This window comes from Mycobacterium sp. URHB0021, from assembly GCF_054057895.1.
Genome location: NZ_JBSRZT010000002.1, coordinates 2,012,980 through 2,035,986, shown reverse-complemented (window position 1 = coordinate 2,035,986; position 23,007 = coordinate 2,012,980). Strand labels below are relative to the sequence as shown.

The window sequence follows — 23,007 nt, the reverse complement described above, 5'->3', positions numbered from 1 at the left end:
GTCCAGTGTGCCGTCAATGTCGGACGCGGCGCCCGGCGATCAGCGAGAGTAGCCAGCTCACGATCGACAGCACGATCGCCGCCCAGATCGCCGTCCACCAGAAGTCGTCGATGTAGAGGCCCCAGTGGGTGGTGTGCTCGGTGATCCGCGAGGTGATCCAGAGCATCAGTGCGTTGACCACGATGTGGAACAGCCCGAGGGTGAGGATGTACAGCGGGATCGACAGTAGCTGCACGATCGGCTTGACGATCGCGTTGACGAGTCCGAAGATCACCGCCACCACGAAGATGATGCCGATCCGCGCGGGCGTGGTGTCCCCGCCGATGAAGCCGACGCCGGGCACGATCTTCGTGACAACCCAGAGCGCCACGCCGGTCAGCGCGGCGCGCAGCAGAAACGACCCCATGCGGCCGATCCTGCCACGGGCATAGGCTTTTTCCGTGGACTACGCCCAGCGCACAATCGAACTCGCCCGCCGCAATGTCGCCGAAGGGGGCCGCCCGTTCGCGACGGTCATCGTCAGGGACGGCGAGATTCTGGGCGAGAGTGCCAATCAGGTCGCCCAGACACACGACCCGACCGCGCACGCGGAGATCCTGGCGATCAGACAGGCGTGCACCAAGCTGGGCACCGAGCATCTCGACGGGGCGACGATCTATGTGCTGGCCCATCCCTGCCCGATGTGCCTCGGCTCCCTCTACTACTGCTCCCCCGACGAGGTGGTCTTCCTGACCACCCGCGAGGAGTACGCGAAATACTATGTCGACAATCGAAAGTACTTCGAGCTCAACACCTTCTATGACGAGTTCGCCAAGCCTTGGGACGAGCGTCGGCTGCCGATGCGGTATCAGCCGAGCGACGATGCGGTCGATGTGTACCGGTTCTGGTGCGAGCGCAACGACAACTAGTCCGGCGACCGCAACAGGTAGGTGTCCATGATCCAGCCGTGGCGTGCACGGGCATCGGCGCGCAGTTCGGCGATCTCGTCGCCGACTTCGCCAACGGTGCCCGCCGCCAACAGCTCGTCGGCGGTGCCCAGATAGGCGCCCCACCAGATCCGGGTATCGGCCGGGCACTCACGAAACGAGCAGTCCGCATCGAGCATCACCACGGCGGTGCCGGACAACCCGTGCCCGCGCAGCTGCCTGCCGGTGGTGATCAGCACCGGCTCCCCGACGTCGTTGAGCGGGATGCGGTGGCGTGCTGTCAGCGCCTGGATCGCGGTGATGCCCGGAACGACGTCGTATTCGATGTCGAGCCGATCGGTGACGGTGCGCAGAATGCGCAGCACGCTGTCGTAGAGGGACGGGTCACCCCATGCCAAAAACGCGCCGACGCCGTCGGGGCCCAGTTCGGACTCGATGGCACCGGCCCAGATGCGGGCGCGCTCGGCGTGCCACTCCGCGACCGCCTGCCGGTAGTCAGCGTCCTGGGCCCGTCGCGGGTCGGGCAATGCCACGAACCGATAGCCGGGCTCGCGGATGTAGCGTTCGCAGACCTGCCGGCGCAACGCCACCAGGTCGTCCTTCGTCTCGCCCTTGTCCATCGCGAAGAAGACCTGCGTGTCGTTGAGCGCCTCGACCGCCTGCGCCGTCACATATGCCGGATCGCCCGCACCGATACCGATGACATGGATCCGCCGAGTCACAGGGGCCAGTATGCCTGACCAGGCAATTACCCAAGTACCCGGTACCGCAGGTATTGACTTGTCGGCCCTGGCCATTTACCGTCGACACACACGCTCAACGAAGGGACGTCGACGGTGACTTCTTCGGTGAAACCACAGGCCGGCGCGACCCGTGAAGAGTTCGCGGAGCGGCTGCTGAAGGGCTCGGTCAAGAAGTCCTACGCTCCGGTCGTCGACATCGACTGGGACGCGCCCCCGGATCCGGACAAGTTCTTCCTGCCGCCGAAGACGTGCTCGCTGTACGGCACCCGGATATGGGACCAGATGCCGCGCGAACAGCGTATCGAGTTGTCCCGTCAGGAATTGGTCAACACACTCTCGGCCGGTATCTGGTTCGAGAACATTCTCAACCAGGCGCTGCTGCGCAAGATGATGCACCAGGACCCCACCGCCCGCGCGACGCACTACGAGCTGACCGAACTCGGCGACGAAACCCGGCACATGGTGATGTTCGGCAAGGCGATCACCGCGGTCGGCGCAAAGCCGGTGAGGCCCAGGCTGTATCAGCGGATCATCATCAACGCGCTGCCGTTCGCGTTCAGGGGTTCGGTGTTGTGGGTCGCCGCGCTGGTCGGCGAGGAGATCTTCGACTCGCTGCAGCGGCAGATGATGGACGATGCCGAGTTGCAGCCAATGGTTCAGCGCCTCATGCGTATTCACGTCACCGAGGAAGCCCGCCACATCCAGTTCGCCCGCGACGGCCTGCGAAAGCGGACCCCGGCCATGCGCCGCATTCCCCGGCTGTTCGTCAGCAACATCAACGGCCTCGGCGGATACTTCTTCCGCTACCTGTTCACCAATCCCGTCCCCTATCATCGCGTCGGACTCGACGCCCGCGAGGCCCGTCGGGTGGCCCGCACCAGCCCGCACCGTCACGAGACCCAGATTCTCGGATTTGCCCCGCTGGCCGCCTTTCTCGAAGAAGTCGGATTGATGGGCTACTTCGCCCGCCGGATGTGGAGCCGCACCGGGTTCCTGCCGCGATGATCGACCCCGAGCCACCCGACGACGACGATGACGGCGTCTACGACGGGCCGGCCTCGATCCGGGTCGGCGCCGCCGAGCGAACGTCGCGGGTACGTCTGACCGGCCAGTTCCAGCCCATCGACGGCCGGTATCACTGGCAAGGAATGGTTTTCGACCCGCTCGATGGCATGGTGGCCAAGGTGCCGCAACAGGTGGAAGTCGTCATCGACGGCCACGCCGCGACCGGCCGGATCACCGAGGCGACTCCGTGGAACACCTGGTCGGTGACGGGCGTCGGCGCGCCGCCGTTCTGAACGCGGCCGGTCCGCAGCGCCCGATATCCACCTCACCGTCGGTGCGAACCGGTTGATGCCCATGTACCGCGGGGCTTGGCCAGAGCACGGGGCAATAGCGAGTTGAGATGATCCGGCAGCCATAATGAGTCGGCACAACATTGCGGTCGGCGAGAAGACCGTGTTCAGGGTCTCGCCACGATGCCGACCTTCATGCAGTCAGCGCGGATCCTCGTGTGTGACGGCCGCGTACCCCTTCGCGCTCGCGCGGTCGACCGATGCCCGCACCAAACCGAAGATCAGGCCCTGGACCCCGGCGGCGATGAGCGCTTCGCGGGTCGAGCGGGTGAGGTCCTTGGGTTCCGGCGGCTCTTCCTCGGACGGACTGATCCGCTGCCACACCTCGGTGAAGATTTTTCCGGCCAATAGTCCGCCTGCCACGCTGGCGGCGATCGACAACGGCTTGTACAGGGCCTTCGATGCTGCGCTCACCGCTCCCGCGTTCCCCGACACGCGAACCCTAAACGCCGCTGCGCTAGAACACGTTCTAGCATTCTAGGATTTTGGGGTGCGGTTCACCTTTGCAGAAGCGATGACCGACCCGACCTACTACATCCCGCTGGCCAAGGCCGCCGAGGCGGCGGGTTATCACGCGATGACGATCCCGGACAGCGTCGCGTATCCGTTCGAGTCGGACTCCAAGTATCCCTACACCCCGGACGGCAACCGGGAGTTCCTCGACGGCAAGTCGTTCATCGAGGCGTTCGTGATGGCCGCCGCGCTGTGCGCCGCCACCACCACACTGAGGTTCAACTTCTTCGTGCTGAAGTTGCCGATCCGGCCGCCCGCGCTGGTGGCCAAGCAGGCCGGGTCACTGGCCGCGCTGTTCGACAACCGGCTGGGCCTCGGGGTGGGCACCAGCCCGTGGCCGGAGGATTACGAGCTGATGGGCGTCCCGTTCGCCAAGCGCGGCAAGCGGATGGACGAATGCATCGACATCATCAAGGGCCTGACGACCGGCGACTACTTCGAGTTCCACGGAGAGTTCTACGACATCCCGAGAACGAAGATGACCCCCGCGCCCACCAAGCCGATCCCCATCCTCGTCGGGGGGCACGCCGAGGCTGCCCTGCGGCGCGCGGCACGCTGCGACGGGTGGATGCACGGCGGCGGCAAACCCGAAGAACTCGATCAACTTCTCAAGCGGCTCAATCAAATCCGGGACGAGCAGGGCCGGAGTGGTCCGTTCGAGGTTCACGTGATCTCGGTCGATGCCTTCACCGTGGACGGGGTCAAACGCCTTGAGGACAAGGGCGTCACCGACGTGATTGTGGGATTCCGGCTGCCCTACATCATGGGGCGGGACACCGAACCGCTCGACCGCAAAATCCGCCACCTCGAACGGTTCGCAGAGAAGGTCATGGTCAAGGCGGGGGCGGGCTGACCAGGCCCCGATGAAGGCGTAGCGTTTTCCTCAGCCTGGTCCGCTCAGCACGGGGTTGAACGCGACGACGGAGAGGGTTGCCGACACCGGGCGTGGGTAACCCAGCGGTATGGCGAGCACTTCACCGTCACAGGGCCGGCTCAAGGGTGTGGTGGCAATCGGTGCGTCCGCCGGTGGCGTGGAGGCGCTCAGTCAATTCGCTTCGGGCCTTTCCGCCGACCTGCCGTATGCCATGCTCGTCGCGCTGCACATGCCTCCCGGGGCGCCGAGTGTGCTGGCGAAGATCATCGACCGCGCCGGGCCGTTGCCCGCCCAGACCGCCATCGACGGTGCCGCCCTCGAGCCGGGCCACATTTACGTAGCCGTTCCCGACCACCACCTCCTGGTGGAGGACCATCGAGTCCAGCTCTCGGAAGGCCCCACGGAAAACGGCTACCGGCCGGCGATCAACGCCTTGTTTCGTTCTGCCGCATTGGCTTTCGGTCCGTACGCCATCAGCGTGTTGATGTCGGGTGTGCTCGACGACGGCGTGCTGGGTTCAGCCGCCATCCGCTCCCGCCGCGGAACCACCATCGTGCAGCGTCCCGATGACGCGATGTATCCAACCATGCCGCTGAACGCGCTGAACGCCGGCGTGATCGACCACCAGGTCACCGCGGCCGATATCGGCGGCCTTCTGAAGCGGCTGGCGGATCGCCACATTGAGGAGCTGACAATGGAGCCCGATATCAGGATGGAATTGGAGGATCGCATCGCCAAGGGCAAGCGGTTCTCGGTGTCACTCGACGCTGAAACGTTGGGCCCACCGTCGGGCTATACCTGTCCCGACTGCAACGGCTCCCTGATGACCGTCGGCGAAGGGGGATATCGCTGCCGGGTCGGCCACGCCTGGACCGCCGACGCCCTCCTGGCCGCCCGCGATGACGAGGTGGAAGGAGCGCTGTGGATCGCGCTGCGGAGCTTGCAGGAGAAGGCCGCCCTGTCCCGGCGGTTGGCCAAGAACGTCGGCTCGGGAGCGCTGTTCGAACGGTATACGCAAATCGCCGACGAAGCGGACCACGCCGTCACAATCCTGGGCAGGCGACTGTCCGCATCGCCGCCGGAGAAGGACACGCGCGATGCGCGCTGAGGCGCCAAGCCCGTTGACAGTCACCGCGAGCACGGAGGCCGGAGCAACCGTGCTCGCCGCCGACGGCGTTCTGGACAGCACCACCTACATGACACTTCGAGATGCCATCATCAAGGCGGCACTCGCCCAACCGTGCGCGGTGATCGTGGATGTCACCGGGCTGGCCGTGCCTGCACCGTCGGCGTGGGCGGTGTTCACCAGCGCACGCTGGCATGTCGGCAGATGGCCCGAGGTCCCCATCATGCTGGTCTGTGCCCATGCCGCAGGCCGAGAGGCGGTGAGACGCAACGGAATTACGCGCTACGTGCCGATATACGCCGAAACCGATCGTGCCGTCAAAGCCCTCTCCGAACAGGATGCCCCGCCGAGCCGTCGGCGCGCCCGGGCCAGACTGCCCGCCAGTAGCACCAGCCTGAGACGGGCACGCCGAGTCACCGACGAATGGCTGACGGAATGGTCGCTGACAGAGTTCATCCCGGTCACCAGGGTCATCGTGACCACGTTCATCGAAAACGTGCTCGAGCACACCGAGAGCGCGCCCAACCTCCGATTGGAAACCGACGGGACAACCGTGACGGTCGCGGTGGAAGACACCAGTCACGCTGCCGCAGGGTTGCGTGAAGAACCCGACTGCCCGGGCCGGCCGTCAGGGCTGAGCATTGTCGCCGCGCTGTCCCGGGTATGGGGAAATGCGCCCAATTCGTCGGGCAAGACGGTGTGGGCGGTGGTCGGCCCGGAGAACATCTTGTAGCGGGTATGTTCGGTTTGCGCGGCCATTCGGCGGACAGGACATGATGGACGAAGAGACGGGCGAGCCCTTCGAGGCTCTACTGCGCTACATGCGGGATGCGCGCGGGTTCGACTTCACCGGCTACAAACGAAATTCCTTGATGCGACGGGTACGACACCGAATGGATCAGGTCGGCTGCGAGGATTTCGCGGACTACCTCGACGTGTTGCAGGCCAGTTCGGATGAATTTGTGGCGCTGTTCAACACGATCCTGATCAACGTGACGGCGTTCTTCCGAGACCCCGAGGCGTGGGAATTCGTGGCCTCCGCCGTCATACCCGCGCTACTCGCCGAGCGCGGGCCGAACGACCCGATCCGCATCTGGAGCGCGGGCTGCGCGTCCGGCCAGGAGGCGTACAGCCTGGCCATGCTGCTGGCGGAGGCTCTCGGGGCGGACGCTTTCAGCCAACGGGTCAAGATCTATGCCACCGATGTCGACGAGCAGGCACTCGCGGACGCGCGGACCGCCGTCTACGACGCGAAGGCCGTCGAATCGGTCCCGAAGCACCTGCTGGAGCGGTATTTCGATCCCAACGGCGGACGGTACGCCTTCCGCAAGGACCTTCGACGGGCGGTCATCTTCGGCCGCAACGACCTGGTGAAGGACGCCCCGATCTCCCGTGTCGACCTGTTGGCGTGCCGGAACACGCTGATGTACATGAACGGTGAGACGCAGCGCAACGTGCTGAACCGGTTGCACTACGCGCTCGCCCCACACGGGATGCTGTTCCTGGGTCACGCCGAGATGTTGCTGACCCACACCGATCGGTTCGCGCCGATGGACCTCGACGCGCGGGTGTTCCGCAAAGCGGGTGGGTCACAATCCAACGCAGAGCGTTTCGACCCGTCGAGCGGCATGCCGCGCCACGGCGAGGTGTCAGGTCTCAACCCCACCCGCGATCTCGCGTTTCGGGCAAACCCCATTCCGCAGATCGTGGTGACCGGTGACGACACGGTCGCGATGCTGAACGAGCAGGCCGAGCAACTCTTCGGGCTGTCCGCACGCGACATCGGCCGGCTGCTGCGCGATCTGGAAGTGTCCTACCGGCCGTTGGAGCTGCGCAACTACATCGAGCAGGCGAAGATCGATCGGCGGTCCGCCCTCATCCAGGACGTGCAGTGGCAGCGCCCCGGGGGCGACACCGCCTGGTACGAGGTCCACATCAATCCCCTGATCGACTCGGACAACGGGTTGATCGGCGTCTCGATCGCCTTCTTCGACGTGACCAGCACCAGGACGCTGCTGGACAAGGTCGTCGAGACGAACCGGCAGCTCGAGTCGGCCTACGAGGAGCTGCAATCGACCAACGAAGAACTCGAGACCACCAACGAGGAACTGCAGTCGACGGTGGAGGAGCTGGAGACCACCAACGAGGAACTGCAGTCCACCAACGAAGAACTCGAGACGATGAACGAGGAATTGCAGTCCACGAACGACGAATTGCACACCATCAACGACGAAGTGCGGGCGCGCAGTCTTGAACTCGATGAGGCGCGAAACTTCGCCGAATCGCTGATCAACTCCATGCGCGTCGGTCTGGTGGTGCTCGACCGGGAAATGCGCGTCGTCGCGTGGAATCGGGCATGCGAGGAACTGTGGGGTCTTCGTTCGGACGAGACCGCCGGTTCGCTGCTGTTCTCGCTCGACTTCGGGTTACCGATGGAGGAGATCAAACCGTTGATCGGCAAGGCATTCGTCGATGTGGATTCGGTCGGCGAGACGACGATCGATGCGGTGAACCGGCGCGGCCGCGCGGCCAAGGTTCAGGTCACGTGCACGGCGTTCCGCGCGTCGGACGACACGATCAACGGTGCGCTTCTGTTGATGGACGCGCAGTCCTAATTCAGCAGGCGATGATCGTCTTCTTCCTGCGCCGCTGATTCCTCGACAGCGGCCACATCATGCAGCTCGGCCGCCTCGCGGTGCCGTTGAGCCGCATCCTGATGAGCCCCGACGGCGCTGTCACCGGCGAGGATGGCCGCCTGCTCATGCGCCGCCGCGGCGCGCCGGTGCGCCTGGCCGGCGTCGAGGTGCCTGCTGGCGGCGGCTTGATGAGCGAGGCTGGCGCGCTCCAGCGCCTTTTGCGCCCGCACATACGCCCGGTGTGCGGTCTCGGCGGTCGCGGGCTCACCATGTTCCAATTCGCTCAGCCGCTGCCGCAGCTCGTTGGCGCGCGCACGCGCGTTGTGCGCGCGGGTTTCGGGCGCGTATTGAGCGCTCTCGCTGTCGTCTCGTGGTGTGTCACTCATTGTCGGGGCGTTCGGCGTACACAAGCTGCCGGGCCACTTCCACCAACTGCAAGTTGGACTCCTGTGACAGCCGTTTGAGCAGCTCGAACGCGTGCACCGCATCGATGTGAAAGCGCTCCATCAGCATGCCCTTGGCCTGGCCGATGATGTCGCGGGACTCGAGCGCGCTTCTGAACTGATCGTCGCGCTTCAACATGTTCCATGCGATGGCGGTGTGGGCGGCGAAGATCAGACCGATCTCGATGGCACCGTGGTCGAAGGCGCGGGGCTGCTCGGCGTAGAAGTTCAGGGCCGCCATCGACCGTCGGTTGGCGTACAACTGAAACGACACGATCGACCGGATCGGTGTCTGGTCGACCACTTCGCGGCAGTACCGCGGCCACCGTCGATCGGTGCCGACGTCGTCGATGCATATGGTGTGGTGTTCCCATGCCGCGGCCATGCACGGGCCCTCTCGATGGGTTTCCTGAACCTTGTCGAGCAGCGCCGGGTAGGGGTGGGTCGCCCCGAGAGTGTTGATCCGGCCCTTCGCGTCGACGATGGTGATGCCCGCATAATCGGCGTTCATGGCTGCCGCGGCGCTCGAGGTGAGATCCTCCAGGGCCGAAGAGACGGGGATGTCCGTGCGTTGTTGGATGCTGCGCAATCGCTCGGCCAATCGGAGAGCGAGTAAACGCTCGACATCTGCGGTCATGATCCCTCCCGGCGCAGCGAGTGCGGGTCAATGATACCGCCGGTTTCGCCCTCTGACCCCGGTCTGTCAGCCTCGACGGTCAACCTCGAAGCGTCTGATGCGGGCTTTGTCCGTAGGTCTGGCGGTACTGCACCGCGAACCGCCCCGTATGTGCGAACCCCCAGCGCGCCGCAATCGCCCCCACGGTTTCCCGCAGTCGATCGGCGGCCAGGAGCTCTTCATGGGCGTGACGCATCCGCAATTCACGGAGGTACTGCATCGGTGTCAGCTCGAGATGGCGACGGAACATGTACTGCACGGCCCTCGGCGTGACGTGGACTGCCTCGGCGATGTCGTGCAGCGAGATGTCCTTGTCTGCATTCGACTCGATGTACTCGATGGCGCGCCGGAGCAGTGCGGGGTGGTGATCGGCGCGGTCATGCGGCGCCGCGACGCCGTTCTTGGTGTGGGGAAACGTCTCCAGAGTCACCGCCGCGAGCAGGCGGCCGGCGTGGCCGACCACCAGCGACGTCGCGGCGGCGTCGGTGGCCAGCACATCGTTCTTGATGAAGCCGACCGTGCGCTTCCACAGCCGCTCGGCGGCCGTGCTGACCGGTTGGAAGCTTCCGAAGCGCACCGGTAACGACGATTGGCCGATCGGCAGGCCGGTGGCCACGCTCGCGACCAGCACAGGGTCGAGCAGCACGGAGATGAGCCGAAGGTCTTCCGCCCGAACGCTGTTCGCGAGTCCCGGCTGCGAAATCAACGTGACCTCGCCAGCACCGGCGGAGCTGTTCAGATCGCCGTTTCGACCGACGAGCTTGCCGTGGTTGATCCATCCCCCGATGACTTTGTTGACCGGACCGAGTTCACACTCGATCACTCCGGGGAGCCGAATTTCTTCCAGTGCCAGCAGGCCGACATCGGTGCGGACGTGGGTCATGGGACCGTCGGCGGGATCAATCGAGGCGTCCCATCGACGCATCTTGATTCCGTACGCGTGCTCGAGAAAGGCGCGGATGTCGTCCGGGCGTGACTGAACCACCCGCGACCGAGTGGGCGGGTGTGCTTGTGGCGTCACGTTGATCGTCCTGACCACCCCTTGAGGCGGACGTGCAGGCTGTCGGCTCTCAACCCTTGGATCTGACAACGATACGCGCCGGGGTGGCGAATGGCACGGCTAGCCTGGCCGGATGCCAGTACTCGACATGTTCCGACTGGACGGCAAGGTCGTCATCGTCACCGGCGCGTCTTCAGGTCTGGGAGTGTCGTTCGCTCAGGCATGCGCGAACGCCGGCGCCGACGTGGTGCTGGCGGCCAGGCGCGAGGACCGACTCTCAGCGACGGCCGGTCTGGTGCGCTCCGCCGGACGGCGAACGCTGACGGTCGCGACGGATGTGTCGGATCCGGCTCAATGCCAGGCCCTGATCGATGCCGCCATGCACGAGTTCGGCCACGTCGACGTGCTGGTGAACAACGCCGGAGTCGGCACCGCCGTTCCCGCCACTCGGGAAACGCCCGACGAGTTCAAGTCGGTGGTCGATATCAACCTGAACGGCTGTTACTGGGCCGCGCAGGCGTGCGCTCGGGTGATGGAGCCGGGTAGTTCGATCGTCAACATCTCCAGCGTGCTCGGGCTGACGACGGCTGGACTTCCGCAGGCGGCGTACAGCGCCAGCAAGGCCGCTGTGCTGGGCCTGACCCGGGATCTGGCCCAGCAGTGGGGCCCGAGGAAGGGCATTCGCGTCAACGCGATCGCTCCCGGCTTCTTCGAATCCGAGATGACCGACGCCTACAAACCCGGCTACCTCGAAAGCCTCATGCCGCGTGTGCTGCTGGGCCGGATGGGCGACCCTGCCGAGCTTGCCGCCACGCTGGTCTGGTTGGTGTCCGCGGCGGGAGGTTTCGTGACCGGTCAGACCATCGTCGTCGACGGTGGCGTCACCATCACCTGAGATTTCCCGCCCGGAACCGGCCACAGTGGACTCTCAGCCGCCGATCATATGTTGGCCGGTGGAGGACCAATGAGAATCATCACGATCGAAGAGCACTTCCATCACCCCGCGGTGGCTGCACGGGTGCGAGAACTCGAAGGCCAGGGCGCCGTCGCCCCCGACGAGGGATTCCGGGAATTCGTGCACAACTGGATGCCCGACCGCGACAGTGCGGAGAAGCTGGCCGGCGAGCGGCTGTCCCACATGGACCGCGTCGGCATCGACATGCAGGTGGTGTCCCATGGCGCCGGGAGTCCGGGCACTCTGTTCCATCCCGAGGCCGTGGGGCTGTGCCGACGGGTCAACGACGAGCTCGCGAAACGGATCTCGGAGCACCCCAACCGATTTCGCGGCTTTGCCACGTTACCCCTCTACGACCCGGACGCGGCGGTCACCGAACTGCGCCGCTGTGTCGGCGATCTGGGGTTCGTCGGGACGTTGATCGCCGGCACCTGCGGTGGCGCATTTCTCGATGACGAGAAGTTCGAACCGATCCTGACCGCGGCCGAACAACTCGACGTGCCCATCTATGTGCATCCGGGCCAGCCGGCGACCCCGGTCTCCACCGCGTACTACGCCGGAAACTGGCCGGCCGCGGTGCATTTCCTGTTCGCCGGCCCGGGATTCGGCTGGCACGCCGAGGCCGGAATCCACATTCTGCGGCTCATCCTGTCCGGGGCGCTCGAACGCCACCCCAATCTCAAACTCATCAGCGGACACTGGGGCGAAATGGTGGCGACCTGGCTGGACCGCGCCGACGAGATACTCGGCGCCGGAGCCACGCATTTGTCCCGCCCGGTCAGCGGCTACTACCACCAACAGGTGTGGGTGACGCCGTCGGGCCTGTACAACCACAACCAGCTCGACCACATCGTCGCCGAGATCGGCGCGCACCGCATCATCTACTCCGAGGACTTCCCGTACGTGGTCCGCGACGACGTATCCGAATTCCTGAACAAGGCATCGCTTTCCGAGGCGGACAAGAACGCCATCGCCCACGGCAACCTCGAGGCCATCATTCGCATCTGACGGCTGGCAACCCCGATATCGGTGTCCGTGCTACAGCGCACGGAAGGTCATGGCGGCGCCGTTCATGCAGTATCGGAGACCAGTCGGCTTCGGTCCGTCGTCGAACACGTGGCCGAGATGGCCTCCACACCGGCTGCACAGCACTTCGGTACGTGTCTCCATCAGGCTGCTGTCTTGGCGTTCGAGCACCGCGTTGTCCATGGCCCTCCAGAAGCTCGGCCACCCGGTGCCACTGTCGAACTTGGTATCCGAGGAGTAGAGGCCCAGCGCGCAGCCTGCACAGTCGAATTCGCCGTGCCGGTGTTCGTCGTTGAGCGGGCTGCTGTACGGAGCTTCGGTGCCGGCGTCGCGCAGCACGTCGTATTGGCTTGGGGTCAGGAGCTTTCGCCACTCCGCGTCAGAGTGGGTGACGGCGAAGGTGGCTTCGGGCGGCGCCGACGTCGCCTTGCCGGCGCACGCGGTTATCGCGGCCGCCACCGATAACGCGGTCATACTTCCGGCGAGGACGAACCGTCGTCTCGTCACATCCATCAGATCAATACCCAACGCTCATAGGGGAATCCGGCACAATCACCGTAGCGTGCCGAGTGGTACCCGGTGAGCCCCGGCTGCGTTTCGTCATATTCCGGTAAGGAGGGAATGCTGTTTCGGGCGCCATCGATTTGAAAGAATTCAGGGCGCCAGGCACCGCCAATCCGGAGGCGCCAGAAGCCGACATTGACGCTGATCGCGGGGACATCGTGCAGAGATCACAGAGAACGAACCTGATGCGGCTGGCCGCATTCTTGAGCATGGCCATTTTTCAGGTCACCGCGTGCACGGTCCCGGCATCGGCGCTGGGCGGCGCGCTGGGTGGCGCCACGCCCGCGGTGAACATTCCCGCGCCGGCGGTGGATGAGCCCGCGGGTACACCCGGCGCCCGCGAGACTGCCCTGCTGGCGGGGGGCTGCTTTTGGGGTGTGCAGGGCGTCTTCGAGCACGTCAGCGGAGTGGACCGGGCGGTGTCCGGATACGCCGGCGGCGCGGCATCGACCGCGAATTACGACATGGTGAGCACCGGTACGACGGGGCACGCGGAGTCCGTGCAGATCACCTACGACCCGACCCGGATCACCTACGGACAACTCCTGCAGATCTACTTCTCCGTCGTCCACGACCCGACGCAGCTCGACAAGCAGGGCCCCGACACCGGGAGCCAATACCGGTCGGCCATCTTTGCGAACAACGACACACAGAAACACGTCGCCGAGGCCTACATCGCTCAGCTCGACAAGGCCAACGCCTTCGACGCCCCGATCGTCACCCGCATCGAGAGGGCATCCGGATTCTTTCCCGCCGAAGCGCACCACCAGGACTTCATGAACACCAACCCGGACTATCCCTACATCGCCATCAACGACATGCCCAAGCTCGACAACCTCCAGCGTCAATTCCCGGACTTCTATCGCGAGAAGCCGGTCCTGGTGTCGTGACGACATGTTGACCCTCATCGCCATCGGCCTCGTCGGCGGCCTCATCACGGGCATCTCTCCATGCATTTTGCCGGTGCTGCCGGTGATCCTGCTCTCGGGCGCGCAGAGCGCCCGGGCGGGCACCGCCGGCCCCCGCGCGACGGGGGCCGTTGCCGTCGCCCCAGCCGAACCGTCACGCGCCGAGTCGTTGCGGCCATACCTCGTGATCGCCGGTCTGGTATTGAGTTTCAGCGCAGTGACGTTGGCGGCGTCGGCGTTGCTGTCCCTGCTGCAGCTGCCCCAGGATGCCATCAGGTGGGTGGCGTTGGTGGCACTGGTCGCAATCGGCGTCGGGTTGATCTTCCCCCGTTTCGAGGCGCTGCTGGAAAAGCCGTTCTCCCGGCTGCCGCAGAAGCAGTTCGGCTCGGGCAGCAGTGGTTTCGGGCTGGGTCTCGCGCTGGGCGTGCTGTATGTGCCGTGTGCAGGGCCGGTGCTGGCCGCCATCGTCCTCGCCGGCGCAACCGGTTCGATCGGATTGCCGACGATCGCGTTGACGCTCTCGTTCGCCGTCGGTGCGGCGGTGCCCCTGTTGTTCTTTGCGCTCGCCGGGCGCAGGGTGGCGGAACGGGTACAGGCCTTCCGCCGCCGCCAGCGCGAAATCCGGATCGCCGCGGGCGTCGTGACGATCCTGCTGGCCGTCGCGCTGGTGTTCAACCTGCCTGCGGTGCTGCAGCGGGCGATCCCCGATTACACCGCTTCCCTGCAGGAGAAGGTCGGTGGTGGCGACGAGGTCCGTCAACAGCTCAACCTCGCCGGTGCCGCCAATGAACAGAACGCCGGGTTGTCCAACTGCACCGGCGGTGCGACCGAACTCGAGAATTGCGGCACGGCACCAGACATCAAGGGGATCACCGACTGGCTGAATACGCCAGGGGGTGCGTCGGTCGACCTGAAATCGTTGCACGGCAAGGTGGTGTTGATCGACTTCTGGGCGTACTCGTGCATCAACTGTCAGCGCAGCATCCCGCATGTTGTCGGCTGGTACAACAGATACCGCGACAAGGGATTGGAAGTCATCGGTGTGCACACGCCCGAGTACGCCTTCGAGCGGGTGAAGGGCAACATCGCCAGCGCCGCGGCCGATCTCGGGATCACCTATCCCGTCGCGATGGACAACGACTATGCGACCTGGAACAACTATCGCAACCAGTACTGGCCGGCCCACTACCTCATCGGCGCCGACGGCACCGTACGCCATATCAAGTTCGGCGAGGGCGATTATGACGTCACGGAAAACTTGATCCGGCAACTGCTTTCGCAGGCCGGCAATGGCGCCTCCCTGCCATCGGCGGTCGATGCCCCGGATACCACCCCGACGTCACCGCTGACTCCGGAGACGTACCTCGGCGTCCAGACGGTGGTCAACTACGGCGGCGCGGACGCCTATCAGAACGGCACGGCGAACTTCATCTATCCCGCTCAACTCCCGGCCGATTCGTTCGCCCTACGGGGTACCTGGACCCTGGACGACCAGGACGTGACGGCGCGGGGTGACGGCGACGCCATTGCGCTGAACTACCACGCCCACAATGTCTACCTGGTGGTCGGCGGTGACGGCACACTCACGGTGACGCACAACGGCGAGACCACCCGCATCCCCGTCAGCGGGCCGCCCAACATGAGACAGATCGTCACCGACGACCCCTCAGGGGCGGGCAGCATCGAGGTAGGGCTGTCCCAGGGTTTACAGGCCTACTCGTTCACCTACGGCTGACCAGGCCACCAGGCGGAGCCGGAGTGCCTCGGTGGACCTCGTCGAAATCACGGGCGCGGGCCTCGGTGCCCGGGTCCATGTGGAACACCGTCTTTCATGATTCCCGCGATGGGCCGTTGATCTTGCAGGATGGTGATGTCCTGCAACGGATCGCCGTCGACGAGGATCATGTCGGCGAGAAGGCCTGTTTTGATGTGGCCGAGTTCGTCAGGCAGGCAGCCGGTTCCCTCATCGGATAAGTAGTTGTCCTCGGCGTGCTGGTTGCCGGTTGATCTCCTCGCCGGCCATCGACAGTTTGGCCAGGTCCGCCCCGAGTTCGACGTTCTTGCGGACCGCCTTGCGCATCTCCTCGGGGCCGTCGGCGAACGCCGTGATGCCCTCGACGAGCTTCCCCCGGTGACCGCGATCTCTTGACAGTTGGCAGGTAGCGCGGGCCCGGAGCCTGGCCGGCCCGCCGAAGTCATCGGTCGCTGACACTGGGTGCGGACAGGAGGCATGGTCACTCGATCAACCCATGACCTGCCGAGTCCTCATCGAACAAGAGAGAGCAATCTGATGGGAATTTCGGCCCGCTCGTACCTGACCGCCGGGGTGCGCTGAGCGCAGCGACCGCGATCGCGTTCACGCCGGTGGCGATCCCCGCCACCACCATCCGGTGGACATCCCGAGGGTCGCGGTGGCGGATGTTCAACTGACCGTCACGCCGGCGGACATCGAAGCCTTGATCGCTGACGTTCAGGCCGTCTTGCGCGAAAACATCACCGGCGCAGAGAATGCGGTTGGCATCCCGTGCCGGTCACTGATCGGAACGGTCGACAACATCGTCAGCACCGTCGACACCGTCTTCGGCGGGCTGATCGGCGCGACGGCAATCAGACCATCGCGGCATCGTTGACCATCGTGAGGACGCTCTCCCACGATGCGTTCGCGATGCTCGCCGAGAACCTCGGTCGGATCAATCCCGCCATCACAACCACGACCGCACAGGTCGGCGAATTACTGGCGAGCGCGTTGACCGGTTCGCTGCAGAATGCTCTGGTCGCGATCGTGAACCTGGCCGACGATCCGCTTTCGTTCGCGAATTACGCCGGACTACTCACCGCCCACGTAGCGAGTGGCCAGCTGCTTGCCGGCAACGGCCTGCAAGCGATCCAGCGCCTCGGTGACGGCGGGTCCGAAATCGCGGGGATTGGATCGCCCTCACCGAGATCACGTTTCAGTTCAACAACGCCGTCACCGGGCTCAGCTCGCTCGTCACCCAGCTCGGCGAGGCCTCCGGTAGCGCCATCGTCGAGGCCGTCATCCGAGCGGTTCAAGCTCTCACGGTCGCTCCTGCGCTGGCCGTCTTCAACCTCGGCTCAGGCGTGGCCGGCACCGTCCTGTCGATGGCCAACGCCGGCATCGACATGGTGCTCGCCGGAGCGACCAGGGTCGTCGACTCGACGGGCAGCGCACTGCAGTCTGCGATCACCGGCACCGATACCATCGCGCTTGCTCCCGCCGATCCGCAACCATCGAGCCTCGAAGATTCCCGTGCCGCTGATGGTGGATTCGCTTGCGCCCCGGCGCCTTCAGGCAATGCTCTCCCGATTGCGGGCGAGCAGACAAGCCAGCCGCCGGCTGACGTCGCAGTGGACGACCAAACCCGGGCGGACGATCGTGCCGCCGAGGACGCCGTGGCCAAAGACGCGCCTGCCGCAGACGCTTCAACCGCGGCTCCTTCTCAGCCACTGTCTCGTCGTCGGCGACGGCCCCGTCCTCCGTGGACTCTTCCTCGACGATTCCGTCGGCGGGCACGTCCTCGTCTACAGCGTCCTCGACCCCAGCGTCGGCGGACGCAGGGGAAACGGCTCGCGACAAAGCGGCAGCGGCACACGACACTCAGAACGGCACCGACAGCACCGACCACAGCACCCGCGGGGACAGCGACTTAGGTGACAAGTGACCCAATTACCTACGGCGCCGCGGATCTGTGGAGAGTCGCTCCGCATACTCCCGGAAATATTTTTCGCCCCGCCGCCGTTCTTGGCACTGCGATGCTTATGTAACATCGTTCCATAAGAGACAGGAACAGCCATGACAAACGTCGTCCTGATCCATGGGCTGTGGATCTCCCACACCGCCTGGCAGCCGTGGATCGAGCACTTCGCCGCGCAGGGCCATCACGCCATCGCTCCGGCGTGGCCCGGCGAATACGCCACCGTGGAAGAGACGCGAAAGAACCCCAGTGACCAAGCCGGAATCGGCATCGACGACCTGACCGAACACTTCGCCAAGGTCCTCGAGCAGTTCGACACCCCGCCGGTGGTGATCGGACACTCCTTCGGTGGCCTCATCGCCCAAAAACTGCTGGGGCAGAACAAGGCCGGGGCCGTGATCGCCATCGACCCCGCCCCGATCAAGGGAGTCAAGCCTCTTCCTTTCGCTCAGCTCCGCTCGGCTTTCCCCGCCCTGGGCAACCCACTCAACCGCGGACACGCCAAGGCCCTGACCCAAGCGCAGTGGCGCTACGGCTTCGGCAACGCGCTGACCCAGGCGGAATCCGATGAGCTCTGGGAGCGGTGGGCGATCCCGTCGCCCGGCAAGCCGCTGTTCGAAGCCGCAACGGCGAACTTCTCCGGCAATTCGCCGGCCAAGGTGGACACCGTCAACAGCGCCCGTGGGCCGCTGCTGATCACCGCGGGCACGGCGGATCACACAGTGCCGTTCGTGTCGGCGAAAGCGGCGCACGGGCTGTACGCAAAATCCGGTGCCATCACCGACTTTCACGAATTCGAGGGACGCGGCCACTCGCTGACCATCGATCACGGCTGGCGCGCCGTCGCAGACACCGCCCTGTCCTGGATGGCCGATCGGCAGTTCGCCGTGCCATGACGGTCCGCCGTCGCACCGCCAGCCATCAGGTCTCGGCCGCGTTGCTCGACGCGGCCGAGACCGTGCTGGACCGCGATGGGAGTGGTGGCGTGACCATCCGTGCCGTCGCGCTGGAGGCCGAGGTGTCGCCCACGAGCGTCTACAACAGATTCGAGAACAAGGACGGGTTGATCGTCGCGCTGGCCATGCGGACGTTGGACCAGCTTGCCGACGCCATCGATGTACCCGAGGACGTCCAGCCGGTCGAGCGCTTTCGACAGTCCTGCCGAAACTACCGAGACTTCGCTCTGCGGCATCCCGCTCGGTACTCATTGATCTTCGGCGCCGGTAGTCCACTCGAAAACCAATCGTCTGCGGTGGCGGACTCCGGTCGCGCCGTTTTCGCCGTGTTGGTCCAGCTGATCAATGCGATCAAAAAGGCGGCACCCGAACAGGATTCAACCGAAGACGGACAAGCCGTCTGGAGTGCGATCCATGGTGCCGTAACCATCGGGATGGCCCGCATCGGCCTGACCCCCGACGCCGACAGTACCTTCGAGCACATGCTCGACCTCTTCACGAACGGTCTCACAGGAACCTAGCCGTCGCGATGTACTCTGGGCCGTAATGACCGTCACCATCGCGAGTTAGAGGTCGCTGATTCCGCGGACGCCTAGACGCAAGCCGGTTTCAGAGTGAGCTCGGACGCCGTCTGCCGGATCGGCGGTGTACGCATCCGGCTGATCGGCCGTGACCGCGGGGCCGCCCCAGCGGCGACATCGGACAACGGCACCGGCATCACGGGGTGGTCGCTGCGCGGCCTGCCGTCCGACACCTCGGTCGATGAGCTCGACGGCATCCCGACAACATGGAGCCGCCCCGGCGGCGACATCGGACCGAGGTCGAGTGCGGTCACTGCGGCGCCGGCAATGCACCCGAACGGCGTCATCGCGATCGACCACGTCGTTCTGCTATCGCCTGACCTGCATCGGACCGTCGCGGCACTGGCCGCTGTCGGTGTGGCACCGCGCCGGGAACGGGACGGTGAACTCGGCGGACGACAGATCCGCCAGATCTTCTTCCGGTTCGGCGAGGTGATCATCGAGGTCGTCGGTTCGCCGCAGACGGCGAGCGAGGGTCCATCGAGTCTTTGGGCGGTCACGTACGCCGTCGCCGACATCGACGCCACTGCCGCGTTCTTCGGTGACCGCACCACGCCGGTCAAGGAAGCGGTGCAGCCCGGGCGCCGGATCACAACGCTGCGGCACCGCGAGCTCGGAATGTCGGTCCGGTCGGCGATGATATCGGCGCCCGCGCGTCGCTGAGCCCGACCGTCGGATGCGGTGCCTATCCTCGGCGCATGACCGAGTCCATCGAGCACACCGTAGTGATCCACACCGACGGCGGGTGCCGACCCAACCCGGGCCCCGGCGGCTGGGGGGCGGTGCTGCGCCAGCGAGAGCATGTCCGCGAGATGTGCGGTGGCGAGTCCCGCGAGACCAGCAACAACCGGATGGAGTTGACTGCGCCGATCATGGCGCTGGAGGCGCTCACCAGACCCGTGGTGGTGCACCTGTACACCGACAGCACCTACGTCCGCAGCGGCATCACCAAGTGGGTTCTCGGCTGGGAACGCAACGGCTGGATGACCGCGGCCAAGCAGCCGGTGAAGAACGTCGATCTCTGGAAGCGGCTGCAGAAGGCCTGCGCACGGCACCAAGTCGAGTGGTTCTGGGTGAAGGGGCACGCCGGTGTCGCGGACAACGAGCTGGCCGACGTGTTGGCGACCCGGGGTATGCGAGAAGCTATCGAGGCCTCCCTTACTCCCAGACGACTGGCGGAGATGCAGTAATCGAATCGTGTGGTATTCGTTCGGGTTGCTTCGGTAAGTACCGACGTGCTGGCAAGCGAAGAACGATGCGTACTGCTTGCCCGCGCGGTCGTGGCTTGAACAGCTGATGATCATCAGTCCTCGCACCGTGGAGTGGCACCTGAGCAAGATCTTCGCCAAACTCGGTGTGTCGTCCCGGCGCGAGTTGAGGCGCCCACGCGGGTGAGACTGCAAGCAGCACCGTTGGCCATCCCTATTCCCAGACAACCTCGCCAGGCTCTTTGTCCGGCCGTAGGCCACGCCAGCTGGGTTGACGCAGCCGGCCGTCCGAGGTGCGCTCGCTGTAGCGGACCTCGCCCACCAGGTCCGGACGGACGAACGTCACACCCTTGGCATCCTGAGCGGGAAGCCTTGCGTTGAACGGTGATTCGTCGGTCCTCAGCGGCTCGAGCGTTTTCCTGAGACTGGTCAGCGCCTTGTCGGTGAATCCGGTCCCGACGCGGCCGGCGAAGTGCAGGCCGCCTTCGCCGGGGACGCCGAGCATCAACGCACCGATCCGGCTGGTGCGTCCACCGGTGCCTTCTCGCCAGCCGCCGATCACGACTTCCTGGGTGGTCCAGATCTTGTCCTTGATCCAGGACGCCGACCGGCGCCCCGGCTGATACGTCGAGTCGCGTTTCTTGGCGACCACGCCCTCCCAGCGGTGCTTGCGCGCGTAGTCCAGCGCCTCTGGCCCGTCGCCGGGCAATGGGTCGGGCACGACGAGACCGCCGCCGTCGGCCAGCGCTTCCAGGATGCGCCGCCGGTCGGAGTACTTGGCGCGCAACAATGATCGGCCGTCGAGATGCAGGATGTCGAACGCCCAATATTCGACGCGGGTGGACCTGGCGCGGTTCTGCATCTCACCGAAGCTGGGCACCCCCGACTCGTCGAGCGCCACCGCCTCGCCGTCGAGGATCACATGGTGATCCGCAAGATCGGCGGCCAGCGCCTCGAACTGCGGGTACTCGCCAGTGACATCGCGGCCGCGCCGCGATCGCAGGCTGAGCCGTCCGTGGTCGGCATCGCCCAGCAGCCGGTAGCCGTCCCATTTGCCTTCGAACGCCCACTGACCTGATTTCAATTTCTCCACCGATCCTTCGGTGGCCAGCATCGGCGCCAGATCTCCTGCGGTGGGCTGCTCCTGCTCCTTCATCCGGTGGGCGAGCCAGTTCTTGCCGTCGGTCTGGATCAACGCGTAGCGCCCGGAGATGCGGCCGCCGTGCAGCGTGACGATCACCTCGCCGCCCTTCGCCGGACCATCGGGCGGGTTGTCGTTGAACTTCTCGGTCTCGTAAGTGCCGGTGTCCCAGACAATCACCTTGCCCCCGCCGTACTCGCCCTTCGGGATCTCGCCCGCGAACGTCAGGTACTCCATCGGGTGGTCCTCGGTATGAACGGCCAGATGATTGACCGCCGGGGTGTCGGGCAGATTCTTCGGGACCGCCCAGCTCACCAGCACGCCGTCGCGTTCCAACCGGAAGTCGTAATGCAGCCGCCGGGCGTGGTGCTCCTGGATCACGAAAGCGTCGTTGTTACCTGTCTTCGGCGCCTTCTGCGGGACCGGTTCGGGTGTCTTGGCCACGTCGCGCATGCTGCGATAGGTGCTGAGCTTGTCGGGCAGCGTGACCTTTTGGTCCAGTCCCTCCAGCAGATCGCCGTGCTTTTCGACGCGCTCCAGCACCTCGTCGAACCGCAGGTGCCGCAGATCGGGGTCCTTGATCTCGTCCCACGTGCGCGGCGCCGCCACCGTCGGAAGTTCGCGACCACGAAGCGAATACGGCGCGATCGTGGTCTTGTTGCCGTTGTTCTGGCTCCAGTCGACGAACACCTTCCCCTCGCGGAGGCTCTTCGTCATCGTGGCCGTCACGAGTTTGGGCATGGCCTTCTCCAGCTGCTGAGCCACCCGGCGGGCCAGCACGGACGCGCCGTGCGAGCTGATCGGCGCATCGAGCGGCACGTAGAGGTGTAGACCCTTGCTGCCACTGGTCAGCGGGTAGGTGGTCAGCCCGATGTCCGTGATCAGGTCGCGCACCTCGGAGGCGACCTTGCACAGCTGGCGCATGCTCACGCCGTCACCGGGATCGAGGTCGAACACGATCCGCGTCGCGGGTCCCGGTTTGTCGCCGACGAACCGCCACTGCGGCACGTGCACCTCGAGCGAGGCCTGCTGCGCGATCCACGCCAGCCCTTCCCGGGTGTCGATGATCGGATATGTCGTCGTCCCGGATTTGTGCACGATCGTGCCGCGCTCCAGCCAGTCCGGTGCCGACGATGCGAGCTGCTTCTCGAAGAACGAGGACTCGTCGACGCCGTTGGGCCACCGCTTGCGCGTCACCGCACGCCCGGCGATGTGCGGCACCATCGCGTCGGCGATGCTGACGTAATAGTCGAAGACCTCCGCTTTGACGGTGCCGGTGCCGGGATACAGCACCTTGTCCGGGTTGGTCAGCCTGACCCGGCCGTAGCTATCCACCACCTCACGGTATTACCCGCGGTAACGTTGGACCATGACGAGAGCTTTTGCGGCGTGCCTGCTGGCGGCGGCGGCAGCGCTTCTCGTGGCCCCGCACGCCGGAGCGGACCCGCAGCAACTCGTCCCGTACTGCTCCGGTGACCAGACCCCGATGGACGACAACTGTCAGCCCACGGCGCACCAAGTCTTCACCGACGACGCCCCCGGCGCCAACCCCGAGGTACCGCTGGGGACCAATCCGGGTTTCGCACCGGTGACCTGACGCCCGGATGTATCGAGTCGCGAGACCTTCGATCACATCGGGGTGCGGCAGCAGCAAAACTGACCA

27 protein-coding genes and 1 pseudogene are annotated in these 23,007 nt (G+C 65.4%); 19 read left to right on the top strand and 9 right to left on the bottom strand.

What is annotated here, in order from left to right; translation table 11 throughout:
• Positions 1–13 precede the first annotated feature (13 nt).
• On the bottom strand, positions 14–406 hold the full coding sequence (locus ACVWWN_RS12335; protein WP_457144147.1) for a phage holin family protein: 393 nt from the start codon (positions 404–406) through the stop codon (positions 14–16).
• A 34-nt stretch (positions 407–440) separates the two neighbouring features.
• Here ACVWWN_RS12335 and ACVWWN_RS12330 point away from each other — a divergent pair, with 34 nt between their 5' ends.
• Entirely contained in the window at positions 441–908 is a 468-nt protein-coding gene (locus ACVWWN_RS12330) for a nucleoside deaminase (RefSeq protein WP_457144146.1), read from the top strand.
• Here the strand turns inward: ACVWWN_RS12330 and cobF are convergent.
• Positions 905–1,648, bottom strand: a complete 744-nt coding sequence (gene cobF, locus ACVWWN_RS12325) for a precorrin-6A synthase (deacetylating) (RefSeq protein WP_457144145.1) — start codon at positions 1,646–1,648, stop codon at positions 905–907. The genes ACVWWN_RS12330 and cobF overlap by 4 nt on opposite strands.
• A 114-nt stretch (positions 1,649–1,762) precedes the next feature.
• On the opposite strand from cobF, the gene ACVWWN_RS12320 reads away from it, so the two are divergent.
• On the top strand, positions 1,763–2,674 hold the full coding sequence (locus ACVWWN_RS12320; protein WP_457144144.1) for an AurF N-oxygenase family protein: 912 nt from the start codon (positions 1,763–1,765) through the stop codon (positions 2,672–2,674).
• A complete protein-coding gene (locus ACVWWN_RS12315) occupies positions 2,671–2,967 on the top strand; it encodes a DUF4873 domain-containing protein (RefSeq protein ID WP_457144143.1) in 297 nt (98 codons plus the stop codon). The genes ACVWWN_RS12320 and ACVWWN_RS12315 overlap by 4 nt, the downstream gene beginning before the upstream one ends.
• Before the next feature lie 198 nt (positions 2,968–3,165).
• Here the strand turns inward: ACVWWN_RS12315 and ACVWWN_RS12310 are convergent, their stop codons facing one another.
• Positions 3,166–3,438, bottom strand: a complete 273-nt coding sequence (locus ACVWWN_RS12310; RefSeq protein ID WP_457144142.1) for a DUF4235 domain-containing protein — start codon at positions 3,436–3,438, stop codon at positions 3,166–3,168.
• Between the two features lie 76 nt (positions 3,439–3,514).
• On the opposite strand from ACVWWN_RS12310, the gene ACVWWN_RS12305 reads away from it, so the two are divergent.
• The 4 genes from ACVWWN_RS12305 (at position 3,515) to ACVWWN_RS12290 (ending at position 8,152) form a co-directional block, all read left to right on the top strand.
• Positions 3,515–4,390, top strand: a complete 876-nt coding sequence (locus ACVWWN_RS12305) for a TIGR03619 family F420-dependent LLM class oxidoreductase (RefSeq protein ID WP_457144141.1) — start codon at positions 3,515–3,517, stop codon at positions 4,388–4,390.
• A gap of 109 nt (positions 4,391–4,499) precedes the next feature.
• Positions 4,500–5,519, top strand: a complete 1,020-nt coding sequence (locus ACVWWN_RS12300; RefSeq protein WP_457144140.1) for a chemotaxis protein CheB — start codon at positions 4,500–4,502, stop codon at positions 5,517–5,519.
• Complete coding sequence (locus tag ACVWWN_RS12295) at positions 5,509–6,270, top strand: STAS domain-containing protein (RefSeq protein WP_457144139.1); 762 nt, start codon at positions 5,509–5,511, stop codon at positions 6,268–6,270. The genes ACVWWN_RS12300 and ACVWWN_RS12295 overlap by 11 nt, the downstream gene beginning before the upstream one ends.
• 43 nt (positions 6,271–6,313) lie before the next feature.
• Positions 6,314–8,152 carry a CheR family methyltransferase gene (locus ACVWWN_RS12290; protein ID WP_457149103.1) on the top strand — a complete coding sequence of 613 codons (1,839 nt, stop codon included), beginning with the start codon at positions 6,314–6,316 and terminating at the stop codon, positions 8,150–8,152.
• Here ACVWWN_RS12290 and ACVWWN_RS12285 read toward each other — a convergent pair.
• The 3 genes from ACVWWN_RS12285 to ACVWWN_RS12275 all read right to left on the bottom strand — a co-directional run bounded on the left by ACVWWN_RS12285 (position 8,149) and on the right by ACVWWN_RS12275 (position 10,277).
• Positions 8,149–8,559, bottom strand: a complete 411-nt coding sequence (locus tag ACVWWN_RS12285; protein WP_457144138.1) for a hypothetical protein — start codon at positions 8,557–8,559, stop codon at positions 8,149–8,151. The two genes, ACVWWN_RS12290 and ACVWWN_RS12285, sit on opposite strands and share 4 nt — an antisense overlap.
• The gene (locus ACVWWN_RS12280; protein ID WP_457144137.1) at positions 8,552–9,253 is read right to left on the bottom strand and encodes a GAF and ANTAR domain-containing protein; all 702 of its coding nucleotides are present in this window, start codon (positions 9,251–9,253) and stop codon (positions 8,552–8,554) included. Before ACVWWN_RS12280 ends, ACVWWN_RS12285 begins: the two co-directional genes overlap by 8 nt.
• A gap of 79 nt (positions 9,254–9,332) precedes the next feature.
• Positions 9,333–10,277 carry a helix-turn-helix transcriptional regulator gene (locus ACVWWN_RS12275; protein WP_457144136.1) on the bottom strand — a complete coding sequence of 315 codons (945 nt, stop codon included), beginning with the start codon at positions 10,275–10,277 and terminating at the stop codon, positions 9,333–9,335.
• Between the two features lie 148 nt (positions 10,278–10,425).
• Here ACVWWN_RS12275 and ACVWWN_RS12270 point away from each other — a divergent pair, with 148 nt between their 5' ends.
• Together ACVWWN_RS12270 and ACVWWN_RS12265 are read left to right on the top strand one after the other, a co-directional pair.
• A complete protein-coding gene (locus ACVWWN_RS12270) occupies positions 10,426–11,187 on the top strand; it encodes an SDR family NAD(P)-dependent oxidoreductase (RefSeq protein WP_457144135.1) in 762 nt (253 codons plus the stop codon).
• Positions 11,188–11,256: 69 nt separating this feature from the next.
• The gene (locus ACVWWN_RS12265) at positions 11,257–12,255 is read left to right on the top strand and encodes an amidohydrolase family protein (RefSeq protein ID WP_457144134.1); all 999 of its coding nucleotides are present in this window, start codon (positions 11,257–11,259) and stop codon (positions 12,253–12,255) included.
• A gap of 30 nt (positions 12,256–12,285) precedes the next feature.
• On the opposite strand, the gene msrB is transcribed toward ACVWWN_RS12265, so the two are convergent.
• Positions 12,286–12,786: a peptide-methionine (R)-S-oxide reductase MsrB gene (msrB, locus tag ACVWWN_RS12260; RefSeq protein ID WP_457149102.1), complete on the bottom strand. Its 501-nt coding sequence runs from the start codon at positions 12,784–12,786 to the stop codon at positions 12,286–12,288.
• Between the two features lie 236 nt (positions 12,787–13,022).
• Here msrB and msrA point away from each other — a divergent pair, with 236 nt between their 5' ends.
• The 3 genes from msrA to ACVWWN_RS12245 are packed head-to-tail and all read left to right on the top strand — an operon-like array spanning position 13,023 to position 15,719.
• Entirely contained in the window at positions 13,023–13,727 is a 705-nt protein-coding gene (gene msrA, locus ACVWWN_RS12255; RefSeq protein ID WP_457144133.1) for a peptide-methionine (S)-S-oxide reductase MsrA, read from the top strand.
• A gap of 4 nt (positions 13,728–13,731) precedes the next feature.
• Positions 13,732–15,480: a cytochrome c biogenesis protein DipZ gene (locus tag ACVWWN_RS12250; protein WP_457144132.1), complete on the top strand. Its 1,749-nt coding sequence runs from the start codon at positions 13,732–13,734 to the stop codon at positions 15,478–15,480.
• Positions 15,481–15,503: 23 nt separating this feature from the next.
• The gene (locus ACVWWN_RS12245; protein WP_457144131.1) at positions 15,504–15,719 is read left to right on the top strand and encodes a hypothetical protein; all 216 of its coding nucleotides are present in this window, start codon (positions 15,504–15,506) and stop codon (positions 15,717–15,719) included.
• On the opposite strand, the gene ACVWWN_RS12240 is transcribed toward ACVWWN_RS12245, so the two are convergent.
• Positions 15,709–15,957 carry a hypothetical protein gene (locus ACVWWN_RS12240; RefSeq protein ID WP_457144130.1) on the bottom strand — a complete coding sequence of 83 codons (249 nt, stop codon included), beginning with the start codon at positions 15,955–15,957 and terminating at the stop codon, positions 15,709–15,711. The genes ACVWWN_RS12245 and ACVWWN_RS12240 overlap by 11 nt on opposite strands.
• A 178-nt stretch (positions 15,958–16,135) precedes the next feature.
• Here ACVWWN_RS12240 and ACVWWN_RS12235 point away from each other — a divergent pair, with 178 nt between their 5' ends.
• The 6 genes and pseudogenes from ACVWWN_RS12235 to ACVWWN_RS12210 all read left to right on the top strand — a co-directional run bounded on the left by ACVWWN_RS12235 (position 16,136) and on the right by ACVWWN_RS12210 (position 20,390).
• The gene (locus ACVWWN_RS12235; RefSeq protein ID WP_457144129.1) at positions 16,136–16,375 is read left to right on the top strand and encodes a hypothetical protein; all 240 of its coding nucleotides are present in this window, start codon (positions 16,136–16,138) and stop codon (positions 16,373–16,375) included.
• Between the two features lie 1,181 nt (positions 16,376–17,556).
• Positions 17,557–18,354, top strand: a complete 798-nt coding sequence (locus tag ACVWWN_RS12230; RefSeq protein WP_457144128.1) for an alpha/beta hydrolase — start codon at positions 17,557–17,559, stop codon at positions 18,352–18,354.
• Positions 18,351–18,935: a TetR/AcrR family transcriptional regulator gene (locus tag ACVWWN_RS12225; RefSeq protein WP_457144127.1), complete on the top strand. Its 585-nt coding sequence runs from the start codon at positions 18,351–18,353 to the stop codon at positions 18,933–18,935. Before ACVWWN_RS12230 ends, ACVWWN_RS12225 begins: the two co-directional genes overlap by 4 nt.
• 25 nt (positions 18,936–18,960) lie before the next feature.
• Positions 18,961–19,658, top strand: a pseudogene (locus ACVWWN_RS12220) (glyoxalase).
• Between the two features lie 35 nt (positions 19,659–19,693).
• Positions 19,694–20,185 carry a ribonuclease HI gene (gene rnhA / locus ACVWWN_RS12215; RefSeq protein ID WP_457144126.1) on the top strand — a complete coding sequence of 164 codons (492 nt, stop codon included), beginning with the start codon at positions 19,694–19,696 and terminating at the stop codon, positions 20,183–20,185.
• A gap of 106 nt (positions 20,186–20,291) precedes the next feature.
• Positions 20,292–20,390 carry a helix-turn-helix transcriptional regulator gene (locus tag ACVWWN_RS12210; protein WP_457144125.1) on the top strand — a complete coding sequence of 33 codons (99 nt, stop codon included), beginning with the start codon at positions 20,292–20,294 and terminating at the stop codon, positions 20,388–20,390.
• 27 nt (positions 20,391–20,417) lie between these two features.
• Here the strand turns inward: ACVWWN_RS12210 and ACVWWN_RS12205 are convergent, their stop codons facing one another.
• Positions 20,418–22,682, bottom strand: a complete 2,265-nt coding sequence (locus ACVWWN_RS12205; protein ID WP_457144124.1) for an ATP-dependent DNA ligase — start codon at positions 22,680–22,682, stop codon at positions 20,418–20,420.
• 31 nt (positions 22,683–22,713) lie between these two features.
• Between ACVWWN_RS12205 and ACVWWN_RS12200 the strand changes: the two genes are divergently transcribed.
• Positions 22,714–22,941, top strand: a complete 228-nt coding sequence (locus ACVWWN_RS12200; protein WP_457144123.1) for a hypothetical protein — start codon at positions 22,714–22,716, stop codon at positions 22,939–22,941.
• Positions 22,942–23,007: the final 66 nt, after the last annotated feature.